The sequence below is a fragment of the Alcaligenes sp. AB3 genome (genome assembly GCF_031844565.1).
Taxonomy (GTDB): domain Bacteria; phylum Pseudomonadota; class Gammaproteobacteria; order Burkholderiales; family Burkholderiaceae_B; genus Alcaligenes; species Alcaligenes faecalis.
Map to the genome: position 1 here is coordinate 375,907 of NZ_JAUZVM010000001.1, position 23,155 is coordinate 399,061.

Genomic DNA, 23,155 nt, shown 5'->3' on the forward strand with positions numbered 1-23,155 from the left:
CAGCCAGCGATAGGGCAGCGGGGTCGGGCAGGCAATACGTGTAAGGCATTATTCTAAGACATTGCCACGGGCCCCTCATCAAAGGAGTAAACAATGACGCAGACGGTTAAGGCGATACGGATTGAACGTAATGGAGGCCCGGAGGTATTGCAATGGGCTTCGGTAGAGTTACCCGCTCCGCAGGAAAAGGAAGTCACCATCCGACAGAAAGCGGTGGGTTTGAACTTTATTGATATCTATTTCCGTAATGGCCTCTACAGCAACCCCTTGCCACATGGTTTGGGTTTTGAAGCGTCCGGCATTGTGGAGGCAGTCGGTTCGGGCGTCACGCACCTGAAAGTGGGTGATCGCGTCGCTTACGGTCAAAGTCCCCTGGGGGCGTATGCCGAAGCACGGAATGTACCTGCTGATCGCGTCGTTCGTATTCCTGATGGAATCACTTTTGAGCAGGCGGCGGCCATGATGCTTAAAGGTCTGACGTGCTGGTATTTGCTGCGCCAGACCTATCGCGTGCACGAAGGCCAGACGATTCTGTTCCATGCGGCTGCCGGTGGCGTGGGCTTGTACGCCTGCCAATGGGCTCGTGCTTTGGGCGTGAAGTTGATTGGTACGGTTTCCAGTCCCGAAAAAGCCGCTTTGGCTAAAGAAAATGGCGCTTGGGAAGTCATTGATTATTCGCACGAAGACGTAGTGCAGCGCGTGCTGGAACTGACCAATGGCCAGAAAGTACCTGTTGTGTATGACGGCGTGGGCAAGGACACCTGGGAGCGCTCGCTGGATTGCTTGCAGCCGCGTGGCTTGATGGTCAGCTTTGGCAATGCTTCCGGCCCGGTAACGGGTGTGAATCTGGCGACGCTGGCATCCAAAGGGTCCTTGTATGTGACTCGCCCTGTGCTGGGTGCGTATGTGCCTACGCAGGAAACCATGCAGGCTGCTGCCGACGAGATGTTCGAGCTGGTGCTGCAAGGCAAGATCAAGCCGCTGATCGGTCAGCGTTTTCCGTTGGATCAGGTTGCCAAGGCGCATGAAGATCTGGCCGGTCGTCGTACGACGGGCTCTACGGTTTTGACGCTGGATTAAGGCGGGTTATCGGGCGGTGACGAGCAGTCAGCCGCAATCGTATTGCTTTAAAAAAATGGCCTCCGACAAGGAGGCCATTTTCATTTGGCAGTGCTGTATCCGCCGAGGATTGGCGGACAGAAATCAGCCTTGCTCGTGGTACTGACGCACGCGCTCGACTTCATTGCGCGAACCCAGAATCACGCCAATGCGCTGATGCAGTTCGGTAGGCTGAACGTCCAGAATGCGCTGTGTGCCGTCAATCGACATGCCACCGGCCTGCTCGACCAGGAAGCTCATGGGATTGGCTTCGTACATCAAACGCAGCTTGCCTTTGCGACCGGAGGCGCGGGCATCGCGGGGGTACATGAAGATGCCGCCACGGGTCAGGATGCGGTGTACATCGGCCACCATGGACGCGATCCAGCGCATATTGTAGTTTTTGCCCAATGGGCCTTCGGGACCCGCCAGGCAGTCGTCGATATAGCGTTTTACCGGGGCTTCCCAGTGACGCATATTGGACATGTTGATGGCAAATTCCGAGGTGTCCTCAGGAATGGTAACGCGCTCGGTGGTCAGCACCCAGGAGCCCATTTCCTTGTCCAGCGTGAAGGCGGCCACGCCATCACCTACCGTCAGCACCAGCATGGTTTGCGGACCGTAAATAGCATAACCGGCGGCCACTTGACGCACGCCAGGTTGCAGGAAGTCCTGCTCTTCGATCACGCGGTCACGTGCTTCGGGCGGTACGCTCAGCACCGAGAAAATGGTGCCAATGGAGACGTTCACGTCGATGTTGGACGAGCCATCCAGAGGATCGAACAAGAGCAGGTTTTCGCCCTTGGGGTAGTAGTCGGGAATGCGGTGCAGGGTGTCCATTTCCTCGGAGGCCATGGCAGCCAGGTTACCGCCCCATTCATTGGCTTCCAGCAGGATTTCGTTGGACAGTACGTCCAGCTTCTTCTGCACTTCGCCCTGGACGTTTTCGGAGTCCAGAGAACCCAGAACGCCGCCCAGCGCCCCTTTGCTGACGGCATGGCCAATGGCCTTGCAGGCGCGTGCTACGGTTTCCAGCAGCAGGCGCACGTCGGCGGTGACCGTTTTCTTCTGGCGCTGTTGCTCCACCAGATACTGAGTAAGGTTTTTCTTCAAGACAGACTCCGAGGTCAAAGAGTTAATGCTTTATGTACGATTTCGGCCACATTGCCCGACAGGCCGGGTTCGGCCTGAATACGCTCCAGCGCTGCTTTGAGCTGGTCGCGGGCTTCCGGTTCAAAGCGGGCCCAATTATCAAATACACGGGCCAGACGGGCAGAGATTTCCGGGTTGAGCTTGTCCAGGGCAATGACTTGCTCGGCCCAGAAAGCATAGCCTTCGGGCGTGTGTGCAGCCTGCATATTATTCATGCAGAACTGGAAAATCAGAGAGCGGGCGCGGTTGGGATTGCGCATCGAGAAAGCAGGATGCAGCATCAGGGCGCGCACCTGGGCAACTTGTGTGCTGGGGGCGGTGGCCTGCAAGCTGAACCAGCGATCCAGCACCAGGGGATTGTCCTGCCAGCGCTGGAAAAAGTCATCCAGACCGTCCTGACGATCTTCTTCGTCACCGTAGTTCACCAGCGCACTAAGAGCACCCATGCGATCAGTCATATTGGTGGCCTGATCATATTGATTGCGTGCCAACTGCGGGCCGGTATTCACTCCGGCCACCAGCAGGTAATTCAGGGCCAGATTGCGCAAGGAGCGCTGGCCAGCCTGCAAGGCGTCGGGGCTGTAGGGAGCTTGTTCCAGGCTCAGGTATTGATACAGCTCCTGCCAGTAGGGCGTCAGGGCCAGACCCAGTTCACGTTGCAGCTGGCGACGAGCCTGAACCACGGTACGCGGGGTCATGGGCTTGGTTTGTTCCAGCAATTCGCGTTCGCTGGGCAGGGACAGGATGCGGGCCTTGTAAGCAGGGCTCAAGGCAGGATCTTGTACCAGCGCATGCCAGGTTTGCACCACCGTCGCCAATTGTGCAGCCGAAGGTGTGCGTCCTGATGCCGAGGACAAAATCAGACGGGTAGCCAGCAGCTGTGCGGCTTCCCATCGTGCAAACGGATCCGTGTCGTGACGGGCCAGCAGAGCCAGTTCGGAATCCGGGCGGTAGTAGTCCACCCGCACTGGTGCAGAGAAGTTGCGCAGCAAGGACAGAACCGGCGCTTCAGGAATCTGCGTGAAGGTCCAGCTTTGTTCGGTTTCGGTGAAATCCAGTACCAGCGTATCGCCTTGCTGACCGTCCAGATGCAGAGTCAGTGGTGTGCCTTGCTGATCCAGCATGCCCAGGGCAAAGGGGATATGCAAAGGCGGCTTGGGTGTGGATTTGTTCTCGATGCCGGCAGGCGCATTGCTTTGACGCAGGGTCAGCGTGGCGGTCTGGGCGGCTGGGTCATGTTGCAGGCTGACCTGAACACGCGGGGTTCCCGCTTGCTGATACCAGCGGCGGAACTGCTCCAGGCTTTGGCCAGGTTTGGCCTGGCGATACACGCTGTCCATGCTGTCCACAAAGTCATCGCAAGTCACTGCCTGGCCGTCGTGGCGCTTGAAGTATTCACGAATACCGGCCTGGAAGTTTTCTTCGCCCAGCAAGGTGTGCTGCATGCGAATGACTTCGGCGCCTTTTTCGTAAATCGTGGCGGTGTAAAAGTTGCTGATTTCCTGATAGCTCTCGGGGCGAATGGGGTGAGCCATTGGGCCGGCATCTTCAGGGAACTGGGCTGCGCGTAGGACGCTGACATCATCAATGCGTTTGACGGCACGGGCACTGGCAGCTTGAGCACCGTCCAGCCCTTGAGCCAGCATGTCGGCCGAGAATTCCTGATCGCGGAAAACCGTCAGGCCTTCTTTCAGGGAGAGCTGGAACCAGTCACGGCAGGTGACGCGGTTGCCCGTCCAGTTATGGAAATACTCGTGACCTATGACCGCTTCAACAGCGTGGAAGGAGGCATCGGTAGTGCTTTGTGCATCGGCCAGCACATAGGCGGCATTAAAGATGTTCAGGCCCTTGTTTTCCATCGCGCCCATATTGAAGTCGCGAGCGGCCACAATCATGAAGCGGTCCAGATCCAGTTCCAGGCCAAAGCGTTGTTCATCCCAGCGTACCGAATGTTCCAGGCATTCCATGGCCCATTCTGTTTTATCGCCATCACCACGATCGCAATAAACTTGTAATAGGGCAGGCTGACCGTTGGCCTTTTTGATTTCGCGTTCGCGCACATCAAAATCGCCCGCAACCAATGCAAATAAATAAGAAGGTTTTGGAAAAGGATCTTCCCAGATTGCCTGGGTACGGCCATCGTCCAGCGTGGTGCTTTCCAGCAAATTGCCGTTGGAAAGCAGATACGGGTAAAGCTTGGCATCGCCGCGCAGCACCACTTCATAACGGGACATGACATCTGGGCGGTCCGGAAAGAAGGTAATGCGGCGAAAGCCCTGGGCTTCACACTGGGTAAACAGATTCTTACCCGAGACATACAAGCCCATCAGCATGGTGTTGTCTTGCGGGCGGCAACGGCTCACCAGCACCAGATCAAATTCTGCCGTCTGGGGCGAGAGTGTCAGCCCCTGTTCATCAAGCTGGTAATCCTGGGCGGTCAGGGCGACGCCGTTGATACTGACTTCGAGCAGTTCAATATCTTCGCCATCCAGTACCAGGGGGCGGATCTGGCCGTCCCGGCTGCTGGCTCGAAAAGCCAGACGAACCAAGGTTTGCTCGGCCGCCAAATCAAATTCCAGCCGTACCTTTTCTATTTGATAGGGGTAGGGCTGGTAATCGTGGCGGGAGATCGTAGGTAAGGTGTCTGTGCGCATGTGATCCTGGTCCGACAATCGAAAAATATGGTCTATTGTAATGTTGTTTGAACGACCACACTGGACGCCAGAAACAGGCAGTAAACTAATTGTTCGTCGGCGCTACGGTGCTGTCATTAATCGGGCTTGAACGTGCAAACGAAAAACAAGCAAGGGTGAAACTATGACGTTATTTTCTGAAGGGTTTTCCTGGCGCGCCCTACGCCTGATGAGCCTGGCACTTGCGGTATTGACCACGGCTTGCGCTGCGCCTAGCTGGTCTGCCAAATTGACGCGTTATCAGCAATGGCCCACAGCCACCAGCGGTGATACGTATTACATCAAGTCCTCGCCAGACAAAAGTAATAGTCTGCAATATCAATCTTTTGCTGATTCTGTGCGGGCCTCTATCGGGGTGACGGGGCTGGTGCAAGCGCCGGATCTGAAAGCGGCACGTTTTGTGGTGCAAATGGATTATGGCAATCCGCAGGAACAAAGCTGGGTGCCACAATTTGCCGATAGTTTTTATGGTCCATCTGCTTGGGGAATTGGCCGCGGCTATTATGCGCCAAATGATGGTTGGGGCGGCGGTTTCTTTTATTCTCCGAATGTAGTGAATGTTCCTGTCACTGTGTATAAAAATTATCTAAATGTAATCATTACAGATAATCAAAACTCGGGCGCAGAAGTGTATCGTGCTACAGCCGTGTCTTATAGCCATTCCGACAACCTGGACCAGCAGATGCCATTTTTGTCCCAGGCCATATTTGATGGCTTCCCCGGTAATAATGGACAAGTGATTGATATCCGATATCCATTAGCTCGGGATTGAGTCGCTAGAACTCCGGCATTATGTAGGGGTTTTATATCAATAAGAAAGGGACCGCTTTTTCAAGCGGTCCCTTTCTTTTGTTCGGTGTCCGTACTTATTTGATAAGGAACTCTTCACGGCTGCGGCCATTGGCTTCTGCATCAATGATCCAACGTGGTGGGCGGCCACGGCCAGTCCAGGTGTCCTGGGTGCCGGGGTGGCGGTATTTGGGAGGCAGGCTGGTTTTAGGGCCGTTGGAACCAGCACCAGCACCGCGGCGGGCGGAATTTTCCAGAGCTTCAGCGACTTCTTCAATCGTGATCTCGTTATCTTGCATGGACTTGACGATAGATGCGATGACAGGACGACGCTGTTTGACTCGAAGAGATTTCATCTGCTTTTGCAGACGGAGAATCTCTTTTTCTATCTTCTGCTTTGCGGAGCTGTAAGTTTCGACTGACATATAGGATTCCTGTTTCATGTTTGTAGTTATCTGATAAACCCTGCCTGCACAAGCTCATGTTTATCATGTGAAAGCAGTGTACTTTGATTTTCTTGAAAAGATAAGTGGTTTGGATAAAAAATAAACGCTTAATCAAAAAGCTGTTTGGTTTTTGTAATTATTTAAGGGTATTAGGCAATTCTATGGCTCTTGATTAATTAATCTAATCAGGGGTTATCATGAAACCGAATGGGTTTATATCAAAACCATATAGGTGCATTTCTAATTAGAAAGATTTTAAAATAGTTTTAATTCCGTATCAGAAAATGTCGGAATTGGAATTTTTGAACCTATTAGTTCAATAGGCTGATTTTGGGCACAGAGGGCCCCTTATTGGCCCGATCCGTACGTCGGCATCGCATACGGTGGCACATTCTGTTTTAATGCTCAGATGGACGGAAGCCAAGTTGATGTCAGCACGTCTGCTGGTACCCATTTTCGTCCCTTGCAGCCATGGGCTTGCCGGGGATCTGTCAGTAGGAATAAACGATGAAGTTAGTTGATCCGGCTATCAATGCCCTGGAATGCGCCCGTGGACTGTTGCTTGAGCCTTGGGGCTTGAATGAAAGCCATTTGTCCGGTGCGCTGGGTGAGATCTTCACCCATCAGGCTGACTATGCCGATTTGTATTTTCAGTACACCCGCAGCGAAGGCTGGGCGCTGGACGAAGGAATCGTCAAGAGCGGCAGCTTTTCCATTGAGCAGGGTGTGGGTGTGCGCGCATTAAGCGGCGAGAAAACCGCCTTTGCTTATTCGGATTCCCTGAGTCCCGAAGCTTTGCTGTCGTCGGCTCGCGTGGTGCGCTCGATTGCTCGCCAGGGCGGTTCGGGTAAAAGCGGCATTCTGGTGCCGGCCGATACGCAGCGCCCCACTTTGTATACCGGCACAGATCCTATCGCCAGCTTGCCTGCCCCTGAAAAAGTGGCTTTGTTAGGGCGGCTGGATGCCTTGGCGCGCGCAGCAGATTCACGCGTTGTGCAGGTCATGGCCAGCCTGGGGGCGGAATACGATGTCGTGCTGGTGGCTGGCAGCGATGGTCGTCTGGCCGCCGATGTCCGACCCCTGGTGCATTTGTCCTTGTCGGTGATTGTTGAACAGAATGGCCGTCGTGAACGTGGTTCGGCAGCGGGGGGCGGGCGGGTTGATCTGTCCTATTTCTCCGATGATATGCTGCGCAGCTACGTGGACAAGGCGGTGCGTTCTGCCATGACAAACCTGGAAGCCAAACCCGCGCCTGCCGGTCAGATGACGGTGGTTCTGGGCCCAGGCTGGCCTGGCGTCATGCTGCACGAAGCCGTGGGCCACGGTTTGGAAGGCGACTTCAACCGTCGCGGCAGCAGCCTGTTCTCGGGCCGTATTGGCCAGCGTGTGGCATCCAAAGGCGTTACTGTCATTGACGATGGCACCCTGGAAAACCGTCGTGGCTCCTTGAATATGGATGACGAGGGCAATGCCACACAACGTACGGTCTTGATTGAAGACGGTATTTTGAAAGGCTATTTGCAAGATACCCATAATGCACGCTTGATGGGCGCGGCGATTACGGGGAATGGCCGTCGGGAATCCTACGCCAGTCTGCCCATGCCGCGCATGACCAACACCTTTATGTTGGGAGGCGATAAGGATCCACAGGAAATTATTGCTTCGGTTAAAAAAGGTTTATATGCCGTAGACTTTGGTGGGGGTCAGGTTGATATTACTAGCGGTAAGTTTGTTTTCTCCGCCTCGGAAGCCTGGGTGATTGAAAACGGCAAACTGATGTATCCCGTGAAAGGTGCCACCCTGATTGGTAGCGGACCCGATGCCATGAATCAGATCAGTATGATCGGTAATGACATGCAGCTGGATTCTGGAGTGGGCACTTGCGGTAAAGAAGGTCAAAGCGTTCCGGTTGGAGTCGGTATTCCTACCGTGCGGATGGAAAACCTGACCGTAGGTGGAACCGCCTGATTTAATTTGCTGGCTAAGCAAAACCCATAAAAAGACCGCCCGAAGTTGAATTAACTGGGGCGGTCTTTTTTTATGCGACTTTTTTTGCAGCGCAGCAAACGGCTTTTTATTTTGATTTTTGCGCAGCAGGCACAATGGCGTCGGAATTAATGAATATGGTTTTTTCAGGCAGCGCTTTTTAGTGACCGGGGTTTGCGAACCCGGATGGCCAGCCAGCATAGCAGGGCACCCAAACACACCATGGCCGAGCCTTGCCAGAAGGTCAGCGTCAACGAAGCTTGCAGCAAAACGGTGGACAGGGCGGCTGAAAATACCGGAATAAAGTAGGAAGCGCCGGCCAGGATGGTGACATTGCCATGCAAAATACCGACATTCCAGGCGGCATAGCCAAAGCCCATCGCCATGGCCGCCAGCAGCAAATACACCAAGGCGGGAACCGTAAACGTCATGGCAGGAGCACCTTGGACCAGGTACTTCACCCACAAGGCCGCTGCCGTCAGCATGAAAAACAGGGTGATGCCATTTTTGCCCTGGGCGATGCGGGCGGTCATGGTGCTGTAGCCGGCCCAGATCAGCGCGCCGCTAAAGGCCAGGCCGTAGCTCAAGGGATTGTCCTGCACATTCAGCCAGATGTTGTGCAGGCTCAAGCCTTGCTCGCCGCCCAGAATCCAGCTGATCCCCATCATGGACAAGAGCAGGCCGGGTGCAAGCAGCCCATTGGCTTTTTGCTTATTGAACAAGATGGCGGCCACAATGGTAAAGGTCGGCCACAGATAGTTGACCATCCCCACTTCAATTGCCTGCTGGCTGTTGTGGGCATAGCCGATGGACAGGGCCAGACAGAGTTCATAGCAGACAAACAGCACACTGCCCCAGATCAGGTAGCGACGCGGAAAGTCGCGCAAGCGTACCCAGCCCACTGATAAAAGAAGAAAGACCGAGGCCAGGGTGTAAATCAGGGCAGCGCCGCCGGTTACGCCCAGAGAGTCGCTGACGCTGCGTATCAGGCCGACAATCGTGCTCCAAAGGACAATGGCGATCAGCCCGATCAGGGTTGCCTTATCAGATTGCTTCATGCTGGTTTCTATGTCTGGCGGGCGCACCGTGAACCGGGAGCGGCTTTACGTGGCCAACAGACTTATGGGTTAATGGACCGGGTTTGTATCAGGCTGTGGCGGTTTGCAAGCAGGATTCTGATGCAGCACGTCATGTCTTGGGCAAGGCCAGGAGTGACAGCCCCGGCAGGGACTCCTGGCAGTGTACTGTAAGCTTCACGCTGCCTTGCTCTGTTCCTCGACAAGAAGGCCAGGAGCAGGGCATTGCGCCCGCTTGCTTGCCCGCTGCGAAAGGGGCAGGCGCTTACATTTTTTTCAGTTTTGAGTCAGATCCACGGGTTTACGCTCCGTATGATTTTGAGTGTAAATCGGTTTGACTTAGATCTTTTCTAGGCATATCATTTCAACACGAATTAATCGTGCTGAATTATTTTGTTTGGCTAATTAAATGACCACAGATCAACACTACGATTTACGAATTTTGCGGGCCTTGCGCCAGATCACGCGCTCGATTGCCCTGCATTCCAGGCAACTGTCGGCGTACAGCAATATCACCGCGCCCCAGTTGATCTGCCTGCGTACCATTATTGAGAAAGGCCCGCTGACGGCCACGGCCATCAGCCGCGAAATGCATGTCAGCCCCAGCACCGTGGTCGGTATTCTGGATCGCCTGGAAGACAAGAAACTGGTGCTGCGCGAGCGCGGTCGTGAAGATCGACGGATTGTTTTTGTTAGTGCGACACCTGAAGGGAAGACCTTGGCACATGACACGCCGTCCCCCTTGCAAAAGAAGTTGTCGGACGCCTTGAAAGAGCTGCCCGAGCTGGAACAGGCCACCATGACCTTGTCCCTGGAGCGCATTGTGCGTTTGCTCGACGCTGACCCCGATGTTGTGCTGGAGGCCGACGATACGGCCTCGCCTATTCTTGAGGTCCCGGAAGGGGATGTACCCCCCGAATCCGGGTTGGTGGTTTGACGGACCGACCTAGTCCGGGCAGTTCGGCCGGCAGCGTGACTGCCGCCGATCCTGCCCCCAGTGACCCGGCGCTGATACTGCGTGCGCCCCTGTTGCGTGATGCCGCCGCCATCCATCAGTTGATTGCCGACAGCCCGCCACTGGATCTGAATTCTGAATATCTCTATTTGCTGCTCAGCGAGCACTTTTCCCAGACCTGCGTTATCGCGCAGCGTGGGGAACAAATAGACGGTTTCATCTCTGCCTACTTTCTCCCCGACCGTCCTGATGTGCTTTTTGTGTGGCAAGTGGCCGTGCATGAGCGCGCTCGTGGGCGTCGTTTGGGGCAGGCCATGCTGGACCACCTGAAGCAGCGTCTGCGTGGCCGTTCCCTGCGCTATCTGGAAACGACGGTCAGCCCTGGCAACCGGGCCTCGCGTGGCCTGTTTGCGGCCATGGCGCGGCGTTGGGGTGTGCCCATGCAGGAACAGGAATTCTTTGATACCGCCTTGTTTGCCGATCAGGCTCACGAGGCAGAACCTCTATTACGAATCGGCCCCTTGGACTCTGGATAAGGGGACTTTACGCAAAAGAACGGTAGAGCCGGTCTGGTTCGCTGATTGTTGTTTGTCGGCTCAAGACACGCCGTTCTATAACCAGGAGAGGAAATATGACTGACTTAAAAATATTCGACCGGATGGAGTCTGAAGTAAGGGGCTACGTCCGGTCCTTTCCGGTCATTTTCAACAAAGCCCGAGGCTCGGTCTTGGAGGACGAGTCAGGCAGACAATACATCGATTTTTTCAGTGGGGCCGGTACGCTCAACTATGGGCACAACAACCCTCATCTGAAAGAAAAGCTGATTGAATACCTGAACACCGACGGCTTGGTACACGGTTTGGACATGGCCACCAGCGCCAAGAAATACTTTCTTGAAACGGTGGACAAAGTGCTGCTCAAACCGCGCGGGTGGGACTACCGCTTGCAGTTTACGGGGCCTACCGGCACCAATGCCGTAGAGGCGGCGTTAAAACTGGCACGCCAGGTCAAAGGCCGCCAGAATGTGATTTCCTTTACGCACGGTTTCCACGGCGTCAGCACGGGTTCCCTGGCAGTGACGGCGAATTCCAAGTTCCGTAGTGCAGCGGGTGTGGCCCTGGGCAATACCTCGTTCATGCCTTATGACGGGTATTTGGGCCCGGACGTCAATACGATGGCTTATCTGGAGCGCTTGCTGGAAGATCCCAGCAGTGGCCTGGACCATCCTGCCGCGGTCATCGTGGAAACCGTGCAGGGTGAAGGGGGCGTGAACGTTGCCACACAGCGCTGGCTGCGTGAGTTGCAGCGTCTGTGCCGCGAGCACGACATGCTGCTGATTGTCGATGACATCCAGGTCGGTTGTGGTCGTACTGGCCGCTTCTTCAGCTTTGAGCAGGCTGGTATCAGCCCTGACATCATCACCTTGTCCAAATCCCTGTCCGGTTTTGGCTTGCCCATGTCTCTGGTTTTGCTGCGTCCTGAACTGGATGTGTGGAAGCCGAGCGCCCATAACGGCACCTTCCGTGGCAATAACCTGGCTTTCGTGACCGCGGCTCAAGCTCTGGAAAGCTACTGGGCCAACGAGGATTTTGAAGCCGAGATCCAGGGTAAGGAGCGCCAAGTGCGCGACTGGCTGGAAAACCTGGTGCACAGCTATCCCGATCGTGGCTTGAGCGTGCGCGGTCGCGGCCTGATCCAGGGGCTGGTGACCCCACCGGGTGCCGGTCTGGCCAATGAAATTGCTGCACAGGCTTTCAAGCAAGGTCTGGTGATTGAAACCTCGGGCGCCCACGACGAAGTTCTGAAGCTGCTGCCTGCCCTGACGATCAGCAATGAAGAGCTGACTCAAGGTCTGGACATTATTGAACGCAGCGTGGCCCAGTGCCTGTCCAAGCGCGGCAGCCAGGCCAAGATTCTGAAGATTGGAGGAGCACGCTAATGTTGGTGAAGAACGTACAAGATGTGATTGGAACCCGTGACGAGGTGCGCACAGATACCTGGGTCAGCCGCCGTGTCTTGCTCAAGAAAGACGGCATGGGTTTTTCCTTTCATGAAACCGTTATTTTTCCTGGCACCGAAACGCACATCCACTACCAGAATCACCTGGAAGCGGTGTGGTGCATCGAGGGCGATGGTGAAATCGAAACAGTTGCCGACGGCAAGAAATACGATTTGGGCCCAGGCGTGGTCTATGCCCTGGACCAGCACGATGAACACTATTTGCGCGGTGGCAAAGAGCCGCTGCGAGTGATCTGCGTATTCAATCCGCCCTTGACCGGTCAGGAAGTTCACGATGAGAAAGGGGTTTACCCAGCCATCGTGGAAGACTGAAGACTTAAGGAGAGCATGATGACAGTGACCATGAGCGATCTGTACACATCCCGTACAGAACGAACGGCGGCCATCGTCAGCCGCCAGGAGCCGGTGGTGTATCCGGATCCGGTAGGTAGCCAGCCTTTGAACAAGTCCCAGTTGCGGGAGTATGAGGACAACGGCTTTTTGCTGCTGCCCGATTTGTTCAATGCGCAGGAAGTGCAAGCCTTGCTGGGCAATGTGGAAGCCATGAGCACGGACCCCGGCATCTTGTCGCGTGAAGAGGCTGTGGTGGAAAAAGGCAGTCAGGCCGTGCGCTCGATCTTTCGTGTGCATGAATTAAGCGAACTGATTGCCCGCCTGGTACGTGATCCGCGCGTGCTGGATGTGGCCCGTCAGATTCTGGGCTCGGATGTGTATGTGCATCAGTCCCGTGCCAACCTGAAACCGGGCTTTACCGGCAAGGAGTTTTACTGGCATTCGGACTTCGAGACCTGGCATATCGAAGATGGCATGCCGCAAATGCGCGCCTTAAGCTGCTCGGTGCTGTTGACTGACAATAATGTGTGCAATGGCCCCTTGATGCTGGTGCCGGGTTCGCACCGCCAGTTCATCTCCTGCACGGGGCAAACGCCGGACAACCATTACAAGGAGTCCTTGCGCAAGCAGGAGTATGGCGTGCCCGATCCAATCAGCCTGCGATTGCTGGTGGATCAAGGCGGCATTGAAGCCATTACTGCCAAGGCCGGTTCGGTGATCTTTTTTGACTGCAATACCTTGCATGGCTCGGCCAGCAATATCTCGCCTTGGCCACGAGCCAATGTGTTTACGGTCTATAATAGCGTGGAAAACTGCGTGGGTGATCCCAAGCAGGGGCTGACGCCTCGTCCTGCGCATGTGGCTACTCGCGGGCAGTTCCCTGTCCTGACGCCATTGAGTGGACCGCTGCTGGAGTCCTGAGCAAGAAGAAGGTCTGCGCCTTGGGTGCAGGCTTGGCCGGATAAGACGCTCCCTGGATTTATTTCAGGGGGCGTTTTTTGTGTGTCCAGGATTCTGCTAAACGTATGAGGCGGCAAGCCTTTGGGAGCGAGCTGTGGGCACATGACGATCTTGAACGCACTGACCGGCCTGGGCCCAGGAACGTACCTATAATTTCATGACCGCATTGGATGGCGATTTGCCCGGTTTTGAAGAAGCCATGCGAGTCTTGTTTGCCGATGAGCTGGGGCGCTTCAAAAGTCTGCTGGCTGCCTGGCCGGACGATGTGCGGGAGCATGCCATCAAGCTGGCTCAAAATCCAGATGCCTCTGCGCTCAATGAAGCTTGAAAAAAAACATCCTCTCCCTCTGTAAAGCCCACTTGAAGCCGGGTTTGCAAAGGGAGAGGATCCAGGCAGCCTGCAGGCTCTACCCGTATGGCTTATCTGGTCGAGGACTCGCTACTGTGATAACCCAGTAGTTGGGACAGTTCTGTTGCAGCGCTGCGCACAGTATTGACTAAGGATGAGGTGTCCAGCTTGCCGGAGCGCAAGTAGCTGACCGGGATCGTCACACCCAGTGCGGCCACGATATGTCCTTGCTTATTACGTATCGGGACAGCTGCACTTCCTACTTCAGGCTCAAAATACCCTTCGTCGTATCCATAGCCACGCTCGGCATCTTGGCGGATGAGTTCGTACAGCATATCCGTGGTCGTAGGCGTCCGCTCAGAAAATCTGGGCAGTGTGTTTTCTGGGTACAGCTGCAGCAAATCCGCCGGTTTCATATCACTTAACAGCACCCGTCCCAGCAGGGTGGCATGCAGCGGCAAACGGGTGCCCACATGTACGGTGCTGACAAATGGGGTGGGGGCGGCCACTTTGCTAATGATGACGGCGCTATGTTCATCTTGAATCGCCAAGTTGCACGAGAGCCCGGTTTCATCACGTACGCGCTCCAGAATCGGTGTTCCTAATTGGGTTAGCTCCAGAGAAGCCAAATACTCAAACCCCAGTCGCAAAATGGCCATGCCCAATTTATACGTATGGCCACCTTCCACACGCTGTACAAAGCCCAGATTTTCCAGTGTCGCCAATAATCTGAAAGTGGTGGTGCGGGGAAGCTCCAGTCTTTTGGCCAGCTCGGGCGCCGTCAAAGTCTGCTCGTTCCGGTTGAATTCGAACAACAAGCGCAGGCCACGCTCCAGTCCTGGCACGGTGTAGTTTTGTTGTGCCGGCAAAGTCGTACTCATAAGCTCTCTTGGGTGTTGGTCACAGCGGTTTGGTTGATGTGGCTAAGTATAAGAGTGGGCGCCGCTATTGTGATAGACAACGGCGTGCCCGTCTGAAGTGATTCATGCTTAAAGGGTTTCTACTCATTTCTCTCGAAGTTTAAATGATTTTATACTTTCTGTTCCTAATATAAAACATCATTTCACTAGTGAAACAGAAAGGGTAAGGGATGAGTAAAGGACGAATGGGGGCAGTAGCGGGTGTATTGGTCATGGCGTGTGCCGGGCACGGCGCTGCGTTCGCCCAGCAAAGCAGCGTGCAGCTCTACGGCTTGCTGGACAGCGGCCTGTTGCTGGAAAAACAGTTAGATGACAGCAGAAAGTTTGGAATGGCCAGCGGGATTGCCGGTCAATCGCGCTTTGGTATCCGCGGCAGTGAAGACCTGGGTAACGGTTATTCCGTGACCTTCCAAATGGAAGGCGGCTTGTTGACGACGACCGGCACCTCCACCCAAGGCCGCCTCTTTGGACGGCAAGCAACCTTAGGAATCAAGGGCGGTTTTGGTGAACTGAAGTTTGGTCGGCAAACTGTTTTTGGCTATTCGTGGACGCCCTTTATTGCCAGCCCGTTTGGCGTGGCATGGTCTGGTAACGGCATCGGTTCTACCTTCGGGTATAAAAGCGGCGACTACGGTGCAGATGGTCGCTTGAGCAATGCGGTGACGTATCAGACGCCTGTTGTCGGTGGGCTGGAAGCCGGTATTGGTTATAGCTTTTCCACTGCTGATGAACAGTCTTTTGGCTCATCCAACAACAATCGTGTTCTGACCGCTGGCTTGCGCTATAGCAATGGCCCCTTGAAGGCGGCGCTGACCTACGAGCGCTTGAATCCTATTAAAGATAGTAATAATCGCAAGGCGCAAAACCTGCAGTTTGGTTTGTCTTATGACTTTGGCGTCGTGCGTTTGTTCAGCGGCTATAACGAGCAGCGCAACATTAACCTGAACCCTGCGCCTGGTTATGTGAAAACAGGGGGCGACAAAGATCGCGCCTTTACGGTCGGCGCGTCCATTCCTACTGGAAAAAGAGGGACGGCCATGCTGAGTTATCAGCGCGCCATGCTCTCGAACAATGGCGGTTTTGCAGCAGGTTACCGCTATCAACTCTCCAAGCGCACCAACGTGTATGCGATGGGCAACGTGTACAGCGTGCGCAACCACTTTATTGACGAAAAACAGCGCAAACACCAGCTCGGTGTTGGGCTGCAGCATTCATTTTGATTGATTTGATGTTTTGGGAGTAGAAAGGAAAGCCATGAGTGATATGACAACAGAACAAATTGTGCCGGTTCCCGATCAGGAATCTCCTCTGTTTGCGAGCTGGAAGCGTCCACAAGACAAGAGTTTGCAAGAGTGGATTGAATCACGCATCGCTCGCCGCAAAAGCCGTCAGTACGATTGGAATGCACTGGGTTGGCAAGCAGAGGTGAACCCGACATACCGTCGAGCGCAAACTCGCTACATCGGCACAGGAGCAGCGGGCGTAACCCATGACGACAACGTCATTCCGGCAGAGCATTTCACGTTTTCCACCATGATCTTGCCTGCTGGTTGTGAGGGCCCCTTGCATGTGCACCACGACGTTGAGGAAGCATTTTTCATTTTGCGCGGCGACAGTATCCGTCTGTTCCTGGAATACAAGGGAGAGCGTTGCGAAGTTGTCTTGAACGAACGTGACGTTATTTCGGTGCCACCGGGTGTGTACCGCGGTTTGCGCAATGAGGGTCAAGAAGAGTCCTTGATGTGCGTGATGCTGGGGGCGAACCGGCCTGATTTGCCTGACTATCCCGAAGACCATCCGCTGACTGCCGCCAAGAAGCTGCGTATGCAGGCAAAGGCCGCTGCGCAAAACAAGCAGCCCACCTAAATCCTATCAAGGAGCGATTCCATATGAACCGCAGGAAATTTCTGGTTTATAGCGCCGGTGCCTTGGGGGCAATGAGTTTGCCCATGAGCGCCAGCGTGGCCTTTGCCAAGGCAAGGGGGACCTACACGTACCTGACCCCTTTCACTCTGTCCCTGGCCTTCGCGCCCGTCTTGTATGCCAGCGCGTCGGGTGGTTTCGACAAACTGGATGTGAACGTCAAAGTAGAAGTAGGCAGGGGGGCCGGTCAGGCCATACAGCTGGTTGCCGCCAAGCAGGTAGAAGCTGGCCGCACCGGTGGCGCCAATTATCTGTCCGCGCGCGCCCAAGACAACTCCGATGTTCTGGCCTTTGGCACGGTGTCACAGATTTCACCTTTTGTGGTGATTTCTTCCCAGAGCCACCCAGTTCGGGACGTGAAGGAACTGGCAGGGAAAGTGGTTGGCGTGGCGTCATTCGGTGGTTCCATGGAGGCCACCTTGAACTTGATGCTGGCCAAAGCAGGTGTGGACCCCAAGTCGGTGCGTCGTGAGCGTGTTGCTGACGGTCCGGCGTCGTTCGCGATGGTGGAGGCGGGCCGTATTGCCGCATTTTTTGGCAATGCCAGTACGGTATCGCGCCTGCGTGCTGCCGAACTGCCTTTGGTGGCGCTGCCTGTAGACGACGGTGTGCCTGGTCAAGTCTATGTGGCCAGTGAAGAGGATCTGGAATCCAACCGCGAGCAGCACGTCGCATTTTTGCAAGGCACCCGCTCGGCGATCTTGGCGATGGCGGATATGGACGATGCGCAACTGCTGGAAGTCATTCGCACGATTGCGCGTCGTTTCGATGTGCCAGGTATTGACAAAGAAGATATTGCGCTGGGCGACCTGAAAGGCAACCGTGAGTTGTGGTTGGCGCACGGTAAAGAAAATGTCTTGCGTAATGTGCCCGAGCAGTGGGATGAAGCGACTCGCTTGTTGCAGGGTGCCGGTCTGATGAAGGAAACCTCCAGACAGCTCTATACCAATGCCATCTGGGAGTCTACCGTTGTCTGAGCTAGCAAAAAAACCGTCCACTGACGCACCGCCCATCGTTCGTTTTGACCGTGTCTCCAAGCATTTCAAGACCTCTACCGGTACGACCATTGCTTTGCAAGACATTAATCAGCACATCATGGCCGGTGAGTTTGTGGCAGTAATTGGTCCATCAGGCTGCGGCAAGTCCACCTTGCTGCGCTTGTTATGTGGTTTGGAACAGCCCACCTCCGGTCAGGTGAACTGGCCCGCTACGGCCGACAAGAAAACGCCCGATATCGGTGTGGCATTTCAAGAGCACCGACTTTTGCCGTGGATGAATATCCAGAAAAATATCTTGCTGCCCAAGTTGATGCAAGCGGGCAGTTACAGCGCTGAGGATGAACAGCGGGCGCTGTTGCTATGCGACATGGTGGGGTTGAAAGGCTTTGAAACCAAGAGCCCGGCCGAGCTGTCCGGTGGGATGCGCCAACGGGCGTCTTTTGCGCGCGCCCTGTTTTCCCAGCCCGATTTATTGCTGCTGGATGAACCGTTTGGGGCATTGGATGCCTTGACCCGGGAAAAAATCATCGCTGATGCAGAGCGTATCTGGATGGATCAGAAATTTGGTGCTTTCCTGATTACGCACTCTATCAGTGAAGCGGTGCACTTGGCGGATCGGGTCATTGTGATGTCGGCGCGCCCGGGACGTGTGGTAGCCGAAATTCCTATTACGTTGGAGCGTCCGCGCACAAACTTTTTGGGTGATCCCGAGTTTGCCCGTCTATGTGATGAACTGCGTCAGCATCTGGAGTTGTAAGTGAATCGTCTACTTATTCAAATCATTTCCGTGCTGGTGTTTTTCCTGCTCTGGAAAGCCTATGTCAGTGGTTTTGACGTGTCCCCCCTGGTCTTGCCCCCACCGGAAGATGTGGTGCACGCCCTGGTGCGGCTGATGCAGCGCGATGATACCTACTATCACATCTACACCACCTTGGCCGAGTGCCTGGGAGGCTTTTGTATCGCAGTAATTGTGGGAACCTTGCTGGGGCAGTTGCTGGGACGGATCGCCATCTTGGACACGATCTTCAAACCCTTTGTGATCGCCTTGCAGCTGACGCCTAAAGTGGCGCTGATTCCCCTGTTCATTTTGTGGTTTGGTTTTGGAATCGAATCCAAGATCATCATCTCGGCGCTATTGGCTTTCTTTCCGGTTTTCTCCAATAGTTATCTGGGGGCCAAGTCTGTCGATACGGGTTTGATTGAAGTGTTTCAGGTGGGCAAGGCAAGCACCTGGCAGCGCTTCAAACTGCTGGTGATCCCAGCCTCCTTGCCTTACATCCTGACGGGTATGGAGATGGCAATTGTGCTGGCCATTATTGGTGCCGTGGTGTCTGAGTTTGTGGCCGGTTCGCGTGGTCTGGGCTACTTGGCCACCATCAAGCTGCAGGATCTGGAAGTGGATACCTTGTTTGCCGTTGTAATCCTTTTGGCGATGATTGGTTTCGTGCTGTATTTCACCGTTGGTTCACTGCGTAAAGTCGTGATCCCTTGGCATGAGTCGGCAAAAGCGGCCAAGAAATAAGCCATCGCACGAAAGTAGGAGGCAAAACATGCCATTGAGCACACAGGGTGCGATGCGTAAGACGGCTTCTGGCCTGTCTTATTGGGATAACGGGGAGCAGCAAGGCGATGTGTACGTCTTGCTGCACGGCATCAGTTCGGCTGCGGGTTTGTGGGCCAAGCAGTTTGCAAGCCAAGCGGGGAAAAACCGGCTGATAGCCTGGGATGCGCCGGGCTATGGAGACAGTGTCGCTTTGGCCTCAGCCACCCCTAGCGCTGCTGATTACGCTCAGGCACTGAGAACCTTGGTGCAGGAGGTGGGCTTGCCCGCCTTCACGCTGGTGGGGCATTCCTTGGGCGCATTGATGGCCACTGCCTATGCCTCGCTGTATCCGGAGGATGTGTCACGTTTGGTGTTGGCCAGTGTGGCACAGGGCTATGGCAAAACCTCGGCAGAGCAGCAACGGCAGGTGTACGAGAAACGTCCACGACTGCTCGAAGCGCTGGGCCCGGAAGCCATGGCGCAAGAGCGTGGGCCGTTTCTGTTGGGGCAAGTGACACCCGAAAACATGCTGATGGTGACGCAGGCAATGAAACGACTGCGCCTGGAGGGATTCAAGGCTTCTTCCTATCTCTTGGCGTACGACAGCATTGATGATTACCTGCCGAGTATTCAAGGTGACATAGAGGCTTTGTACGGCACAGAGGATGGCATTACTCCACCTGCCGGGATGCAGGCCTTACAGCACAGTTACCCACGGCTGAAATTACAGGCAGTGCCGCAAGCTGGCCATTTGTTGTACGTGGATCAACCTGCGCTATTTGATCGCCTGGTCTTTGGCCGTGCCGAGCAGGACAAGAAGGAGAGCAGCATATGAGTTTTCAAGTTAGCGGCAAAGTGGCCGTCGTGACGGGAGGCTCCTCAGGCATAGGTCTGGAAACCGTACGGCTATTGCTTGAGCAAGGCGCATACGTCGCCTGGTGCGGACGGGATTCCGGGCGCCTGCAGGATTCCTGGGAAACAATGGCGGCCTGTTTTGAGTCGGATCGTCTGTATATACAGTGTTGCGACGTGTTGAATGCGGATGCCATCAAACAATTTATTGAGCAGGTAGCGCAGCGTTTCGGCGGTGTGGACATGCTGATCAACAATGCGGGCCAGGGAAAAGTTGCCAGCTTTGAAGACACCTCGGATGAAGAGTGGATACGGGAAGTGCAGCTGAAGTACTTCAGTGTGTTAAATCCCGTGCGGGCCGCCTTGCCGTATCTGCGCCAGTCAAGCATTGCGTCCATCGCCAATGTGAACTCCTTGCTGGCTTACAAACCTGAACCGCACATGATGGCAACTTCAGCCGCCAGAGCGGGTTTGTTGAATTTGAGCAAAGGTTTATCCAAAGAGTTTGTGGCTGCAGGCATTCGAGTGAACTCCATTTTGATTGGCATGGTGGAGTCCGGGCAGTGGCAACGTCGCTACCTGGATAGATCAGATCCTGATCAAAGCTGGGAGGATTGGCTGGCGGGCATTGCCCGCAAGCGAGGCATACCGATGGGACGTCTGGGCAAGCCTGTGGAAGCGGCTCGGGCTTTGGTGTTTTTAGCGTCGCCGTTGTCTTCCTATACAACGGGATCAGTCATTGACGTGTCTGGCGGGTTTAGTCAGGAAATTTAGGGCAGAACGATGAAAAAAGTAGCATTTATTGGCTATGGGGCCATGGCAAAAACGGTGCATGCCCTGTTGCCTGAATCCATTGAACTGGCATGGGTGATTGTCACTGAAGCGGGTGTGGCCGCCATGCAGAAAGAGCTGGGGCCTGCTGTGCAAGTGATCAGCCATGTGGATGACATGGTGGGAACGCCAGATCTGGTGTTGGAGATGGCCGGGCAAGCTGGTTTGAAAGCCCATGCCAAAGCAGTATTGCAGCGCCAATTGCCTTTGGCTGTGATTTCGGTGGGGGCGTTTGCCGACAGTGTGTTTGAGCAGGAGATACGTGAGTTTGCGGTTGCACAGGGCGCACAGCTACAGATTTTGCCAGGCGCTATTGCGGGCGTTGATGGTATTGCCGCTGCACGCACAATGGGTTTGGATAGTGTGGTGTATCAAGGGCGTAAAAAACCAGCCAGTTGGAAAGGCAGCTATGCCGAGCAATTGGTCGATTTGGATGCGCTAACCGAAGCGACCGTATTTTTCCGAGGTTCGGCTCGTGAGGCGGCACAGAAGTTTCCGGCCAATGCAAACGTGGCAGCGACCATCGCCCTGGCAGGGGTGGGCATGGACGCAACTCAGGTTGAGCTGATTGCTGATCCTGCCATGACACGAAACCAGCATCGTATCCGTGTCGAAGGAACGTTTGGTGAGATGCAAATAGAAATGCAGGGCGTCGCTTTAGCCAGCAATCCTAAGACGTCCACCTTGGCAGCACTGAGTGTGGTGCGCGCTTGCTATCAACTGGGTGACGCCCTGGTCATCTAGGCGGAGAAAAACATGAAAGCATTATTTTTGGCCGGCCATTGGCGGCAAGGCCGGGGGGCGGTTGCGCGCAGCATTTTTCCAGCAGACGGTAGCGTGAATGCCGAGTTTTCTACTGCCAGCCTGGACGATGTGCAAGAGGCCGTTCAAGCCGCGCACTGGGCCTGGCAAGAGCCCTCCTGGCGCAATAGCTTGCCCGTGGAGCGGGCTCGGGTGCTCTATAAAGTGGCCGATCTGATCGAGCAAAATGTGGCCGAGCTGGCAGCTTTGCAAACAAGAGACAACGGCAAGCCGCTGGCAGAAACGCGTGGTTTGGTGATGAGTGCAGCCGCCACGGCCCGTTATACCGCGGCGTGTCTGGAAACCCTGGATACAGAGCTGACCAATGCCCGGTCCAGAGAGTGGTTGACCATGAGTGTGCATGAGCCCTTGGGGGTGGTGGCCGCCATCACACCCTGGAACTCGCCCATTGCCTCTGAAGTGCAAAAACTGGCACCCGCTTTGGCAGCGGGTAATGCCGTGATCTTGAAACCAGCCGAAGCGACATCCTTGATCGCCTTGGAACTGGCGCGCCTGTTTGAGCAAGCGGGGCTGCCTCCCGGCTTGCTAAGCGTGTTACCGGGTAAAGGCTCAGTCGTGGGCAATGCCATTGTGCAGCATCCACTGGTGAAGAAAATTTCCTTCACAGGCGGGACGAGCACAGGACGTCAGCTGGCTCATATTGCAGCAGAGCGCTTGATTGGTACCTCCCTGGAGCTGGGAGGCAAGTCGCCGACGGTGGTGTTGGACGATGCCGATCTGGATCTGGCCGTAAATGGGGTGATCTACGGTATTTTCAGTTCCTCGGGGCAGGCTTGCATTGCCGGTGCGCGCTTGTTTGTACACGCAAACGTGTATGAGGCCTTTATGCAGCGTTTGGTCGCTAAAACACAAGCGCTGCGTGTGGGGCATCCCGAGCACGCCGCGACTCAAGTTGGCCCACTGATAGACGAGAAGCACTTGAATTCGGTTGACGCCTACGTGCGACGCGCCGAACAGGAGGGCGGGCAGATTGTAGTGGGTGGGCACCGTCTGACCGAGGGTGATCTGGCGCAAGGCAATTACTACGCCCCCACCATTATTACCGGGCTGGGTAACCGGGCCAGCGTGTGCCAGGAAGAGATCTTTGGCCCCGTGCTGGTGGTATTGCCGTTTGAGGACGAGCACGACTTGGTGCAGCAAGCCAATGACAGTGTCTACGGCTTGGCCGCCGGCCTTTGGACTGAAAACTACCGCAAGGCCTGGCAGCTGGCCCGAGCACTGGACGTAGGCACGGTCTGGATTAATACCTACAAGAAATTCTCTATCTCCACACCCTTTGGCGGTTTTAAAGAAAGCGGCGTGGGCAGGGAGAAAGGCAGGCTGAGTATTTTGTCGTACATGCAGCAAAAAAGTATTTATATGGGGCTGAGTACACAGCCTGATCCATGGTGTGAAGGATGAGAGACACAA

Annotated in this window: 22 protein-coding genes and 1 pseudogene; 18 read left to right on the plus strand and 5 right to left on the minus strand. The window is 55.1% G+C overall.

What is annotated here, in order from left to right; all coding sequences use genetic code 11:
* Window positions 1-93: 93 nt before the first annotated feature.
* Entirely contained in the window at window positions 94-1,080 is a 987-nt protein-coding gene (locus tag Q9R35_RS01770) for a quinone oxidoreductase (RefSeq protein WP_063690852.1), read from the plus strand.
* Window positions 1,081-1,203: 123 nt separating this feature from the next.
* Here the strand turns inward: Q9R35_RS01770 and Q9R35_RS01775 are convergent, their stop codons facing one another.
* Window positions 1,204-2,229, minus strand: a complete 1,026-nt coding sequence (locus Q9R35_RS01775; RefSeq protein ID WP_045930188.1) for a class 1 fructose-bisphosphatase — start codon at window positions 2,227-2,229, stop codon at window positions 1,204-1,206.
* Entirely contained in the window at window positions 2,226-4,904 is a 2,679-nt protein-coding gene (pepN, locus tag Q9R35_RS01780) for an aminopeptidase N (RefSeq protein WP_311219259.1), read from the minus strand. The genes Q9R35_RS01775 and pepN overlap by 4 nt, the downstream gene beginning before the upstream one ends.
* A 163-nt stretch (window positions 4,905-5,067) precedes the next feature.
* On the opposite strand from pepN, the gene Q9R35_RS01785 reads away from it, so the two are divergent.
* Window positions 5,068-5,715, plus strand: a complete 648-nt coding sequence (locus Q9R35_RS01785) for a DUF4136 domain-containing protein (protein WP_052362890.1) — start codon at window positions 5,068-5,070, stop codon at window positions 5,713-5,715.
* Between the two features lie 94 nt (window positions 5,716-5,809).
* On the opposite strand, the gene Q9R35_RS01790 is transcribed toward Q9R35_RS01785, so the two are convergent.
* Window positions 5,810-6,157, minus strand: a complete 348-nt coding sequence (locus tag Q9R35_RS01790) for an H-NS family nucleoid-associated regulatory protein (protein ID WP_009456182.1) — start codon at window positions 6,155-6,157, stop codon at window positions 5,810-5,812.
* A gap of 528 nt (window positions 6,158-6,685) precedes the next feature.
* On the opposite strand from Q9R35_RS01790, the gene tldD reads away from it, so the two are divergent.
* Complete coding sequence (tldD, locus tag Q9R35_RS01795; protein ID WP_042481948.1) at window positions 6,686-8,146, plus strand: metalloprotease TldD; 1,461 nt, start codon at window positions 6,686-6,688, stop codon at window positions 8,144-8,146.
* A 164-nt stretch (window positions 8,147-8,310) separates the two neighbouring features.
* Here the strand turns inward: tldD and yddG are convergent, their stop codons facing one another.
* Window positions 8,311-9,222, minus strand: a complete 912-nt coding sequence (gene yddG, locus Q9R35_RS01800) for an aromatic amino acid DMT transporter YddG (RefSeq protein ID WP_311219260.1) — start codon at window positions 9,220-9,222, stop codon at window positions 8,311-8,313.
* A 427-nt stretch (window positions 9,223-9,649) separates the two neighbouring features.
* Between yddG and Q9R35_RS01805 the strand changes: the two genes are divergently transcribed.
* The 6 genes and pseudogenes from Q9R35_RS01805 to Q9R35_RS01830 form a co-directional block, all read left to right on the plus strand.
* Window positions 9,650-10,177 (plus strand): MarR family winged helix-turn-helix transcriptional regulator, encoded by a 528-nt coding sequence (locus Q9R35_RS01805; protein ID WP_197313641.1) that lies wholly within the window; start codon window positions 9,650-9,652, stop codon window positions 10,175-10,177.
* Entirely contained in the window at window positions 10,174-10,731 is a 558-nt protein-coding gene (gene ectA, locus Q9R35_RS01810; protein ID WP_162090583.1) for a diaminobutyrate acetyltransferase, read from the plus strand. Before Q9R35_RS01805 ends, ectA begins: the two co-directional genes overlap by 4 nt.
* Before the next feature lie 95 nt (window positions 10,732-10,826).
* Window positions 10,827-12,134, plus strand: a complete 1,308-nt coding sequence (ectB, locus tag Q9R35_RS01815) for a diaminobutyrate--2-oxoglutarate transaminase (protein ID WP_009456189.1) — start codon at window positions 10,827-10,829, stop codon at window positions 12,132-12,134.
* Window positions 12,134-12,526: an ectoine synthase gene (locus Q9R35_RS01820; RefSeq protein ID WP_009456191.1), complete on the plus strand. Its 393-nt coding sequence runs from the start codon at window positions 12,134-12,136 to the stop codon at window positions 12,524-12,526. Before ectB ends, Q9R35_RS01820 begins: the two co-directional genes overlap by 1 nt.
* 18 nt (window positions 12,527-12,544) lie before the next feature.
* On the plus strand, window positions 12,545-13,468 hold the full coding sequence (gene thpD, locus Q9R35_RS01825; RefSeq protein WP_063690843.1) for an ectoine hydroxylase: 924 nt from the start codon (window positions 12,545-12,547) through the stop codon (window positions 13,466-13,468).
* Window positions 13,469-13,652: 184 nt separating this feature from the next.
* Window positions 13,653-13,835 (plus strand): annotated as a pseudogene (locus tag Q9R35_RS01830) (DUF2239 family protein); the annotation flags it as partial.
* 92 nt (window positions 13,836-13,927) lie between these two features.
* On the opposite strand, the gene Q9R35_RS01835 reads toward Q9R35_RS01830, so the two are convergent.
* Window positions 13,928-14,737: an IclR family transcriptional regulator gene (locus Q9R35_RS01835; protein WP_042481939.1), complete on the minus strand. Its 810-nt coding sequence runs from the start codon at window positions 14,735-14,737 to the stop codon at window positions 13,928-13,930.
* Between the two features lie 209 nt (window positions 14,738-14,946).
* Between Q9R35_RS01835 and Q9R35_RS01840 the strand changes: the two genes are divergently transcribed.
* From Q9R35_RS01840 to Q9R35_RS01880, 9 genes are read left to right on the plus strand one after another with little or no spacing between them, the layout of a single operon-like run.
* Window positions 14,947-15,996 carry a porin gene (locus Q9R35_RS01840; RefSeq protein ID WP_311219262.1) on the plus strand — a complete coding sequence of 350 codons (1,050 nt, stop codon included), beginning with the start codon at window positions 14,947-14,949 and terminating at the stop codon, window positions 15,994-15,996.
* Between the two features lie 43 nt (window positions 15,997-16,039).
* Window positions 16,040-16,642, plus strand: a complete 603-nt coding sequence (locus Q9R35_RS01845) for a cupin domain-containing protein (protein WP_052159462.1) — start codon at window positions 16,040-16,042, stop codon at window positions 16,640-16,642.
* A gap of 23 nt (window positions 16,643-16,665) precedes the next feature.
* Window positions 16,666-17,676 carry an ABC transporter substrate-binding protein gene (locus Q9R35_RS01850; RefSeq protein WP_311219263.1) on the plus strand — a complete coding sequence of 337 codons (1,011 nt, stop codon included), beginning with the start codon at window positions 16,666-16,668 and terminating at the stop codon, window positions 17,674-17,676.
* Window positions 17,669-18,454: an ABC transporter ATP-binding protein gene (locus tag Q9R35_RS01855; protein WP_042481933.1), complete on the plus strand. Its 786-nt coding sequence runs from the start codon at window positions 17,669-17,671 to the stop codon at window positions 18,452-18,454. The genes Q9R35_RS01850 and Q9R35_RS01855 overlap by 8 nt, the downstream gene beginning before the upstream one ends.
* A complete protein-coding gene (locus Q9R35_RS01860; protein WP_035272595.1) occupies window positions 18,455-19,219 on the plus strand; it encodes an ABC transporter permease in 765 nt (254 codons plus the stop codon).
* 28 nt (window positions 19,220-19,247) lie between these two features.
* Window positions 19,248-20,075, plus strand: a complete 828-nt coding sequence (locus tag Q9R35_RS01865; RefSeq protein ID WP_311219264.1) for an alpha/beta hydrolase — start codon at window positions 19,248-19,250, stop codon at window positions 20,073-20,075.
* Window positions 20,072-20,866, plus strand: coding sequence for an SDR family oxidoreductase (locus Q9R35_RS01870; RefSeq protein ID WP_042481930.1), 795 nt, complete (start codon window positions 20,072-20,074; stop codon window positions 20,864-20,866). Before Q9R35_RS01865 ends, Q9R35_RS01870 begins: the two co-directional genes overlap by 4 nt.
* A 9-nt stretch (window positions 20,867-20,875) precedes the next feature.
* Complete coding sequence (locus tag Q9R35_RS01875; protein ID WP_311219265.1) at window positions 20,876-21,667, plus strand: aspartate dehydrogenase; 792 nt, start codon at window positions 20,876-20,878, stop codon at window positions 21,665-21,667.
* A gap of 12 nt (window positions 21,668-21,679) precedes the next feature.
* Window positions 21,680-23,146 carry an aldehyde dehydrogenase gene (locus Q9R35_RS01880; RefSeq protein ID WP_311219266.1) on the plus strand — a complete coding sequence of 489 codons (1,467 nt, stop codon included), beginning with the start codon at window positions 21,680-21,682 and terminating at the stop codon, window positions 23,144-23,146.
* Window positions 23,147-23,155 lie beyond the last annotated feature (9 nt).

What these genes read in the sequence shown, in the direction of transcription:
- Q9R35_RS01785 (WP_052362890.1), top strand. Translation starts at nt 5,068, where the DNA reads ATGACGTTATTTTCTGAAGGGTTTTCCTGGCGCGCCCTACGCCTGATG.
- yddG (WP_311219260.1), bottom strand. Translation starts at nt 9,222, where the DNA reads ATGAAGCAATCTGATAAGGCAACCCTGATCGGGCTGATCGCCATTGTC.
- Q9R35_RS01875 (WP_311219265.1), top strand. Translation starts at nt 20,876, where the DNA reads ATGAAAAAAGTAGCATTTATTGGCTATGGGGCCATGGCAAAAACGGTG.
- Q9R35_RS01790 (WP_009456182.1), bottom strand. Translation starts at nt 6,157, where the DNA reads ATGTCAGTCGAAACTTACAGCTCCGCAAAGCAGAAGATAGAAAAAGAG.
- Q9R35_RS01850 (WP_311219263.1), top strand. Translation starts at nt 16,666, where the DNA reads ATGAACCGCAGGAAATTTCTGGTTTATAGCGCCGGTGCCTTGGGGGCA.
- Q9R35_RS01770 (WP_063690852.1), top strand. Translation starts at nt 94, where the DNA reads ATGACGCAGACGGTTAAGGCGATACGGATTGAACGTAATGGAGGCCCG.
- Q9R35_RS01840 (WP_311219262.1), top strand. Translation starts at nt 14,947, where the DNA reads ATGAGTAAAGGACGAATGGGGGCAGTAGCGGGTGTATTGGTCATGGCG.
- ectB (WP_009456189.1), top strand. Translation starts at nt 10,827, where the DNA reads ATGACTGACTTAAAAATATTCGACCGGATGGAGTCTGAAGTAAGGGGC.
- pepN (WP_311219259.1), bottom strand. Translation starts at nt 4,904, where the DNA reads ATGCGCACAGACACCTTACCTACGATCTCCCGCCACGATTACCAGCCC.
- Q9R35_RS01865 (WP_311219264.1), top strand. Translation starts at nt 19,248, where the DNA reads ATGCCATTGAGCACACAGGGTGCGATGCGTAAGACGGCTTCTGGCCTG.
- Q9R35_RS01805 (WP_197313641.1), top strand. Translation starts at nt 9,650, where the DNA reads ATGACCACAGATCAACACTACGATTTACGAATTTTGCGGGCCTTGCGC.
- thpD (WP_063690843.1), top strand. Translation starts at nt 12,545, where the DNA reads ATGACAGTGACCATGAGCGATCTGTACACATCCCGTACAGAACGAACG.
- Q9R35_RS01845 (WP_052159462.1), top strand. Translation starts at nt 16,040, where the DNA reads ATGACAACAGAACAAATTGTGCCGGTTCCCGATCAGGAATCTCCTCTG.
- Q9R35_RS01820 (WP_009456191.1), top strand. Translation starts at nt 12,134, where the DNA reads ATGTTGGTGAAGAACGTACAAGATGTGATTGGAACCCGTGACGAGGTG.
- Q9R35_RS01835 (WP_042481939.1), bottom strand. Translation starts at nt 14,737, where the DNA reads ATGAGTACGACTTTGCCGGCACAACAAAACTACACCGTGCCAGGACTG.
- Q9R35_RS01880 (WP_311219266.1), top strand. Translation starts at nt 21,680, where the DNA reads ATGAAAGCATTATTTTTGGCCGGCCATTGGCGGCAAGGCCGGGGGGCG.
- tldD (WP_042481948.1), top strand. Translation starts at nt 6,686, where the DNA reads ATGAAGTTAGTTGATCCGGCTATCAATGCCCTGGAATGCGCCCGTGGA.
- Q9R35_RS01870 (WP_042481930.1), top strand. Translation starts at nt 20,072, where the DNA reads ATGAGTTTTCAAGTTAGCGGCAAAGTGGCCGTCGTGACGGGAGGCTCC.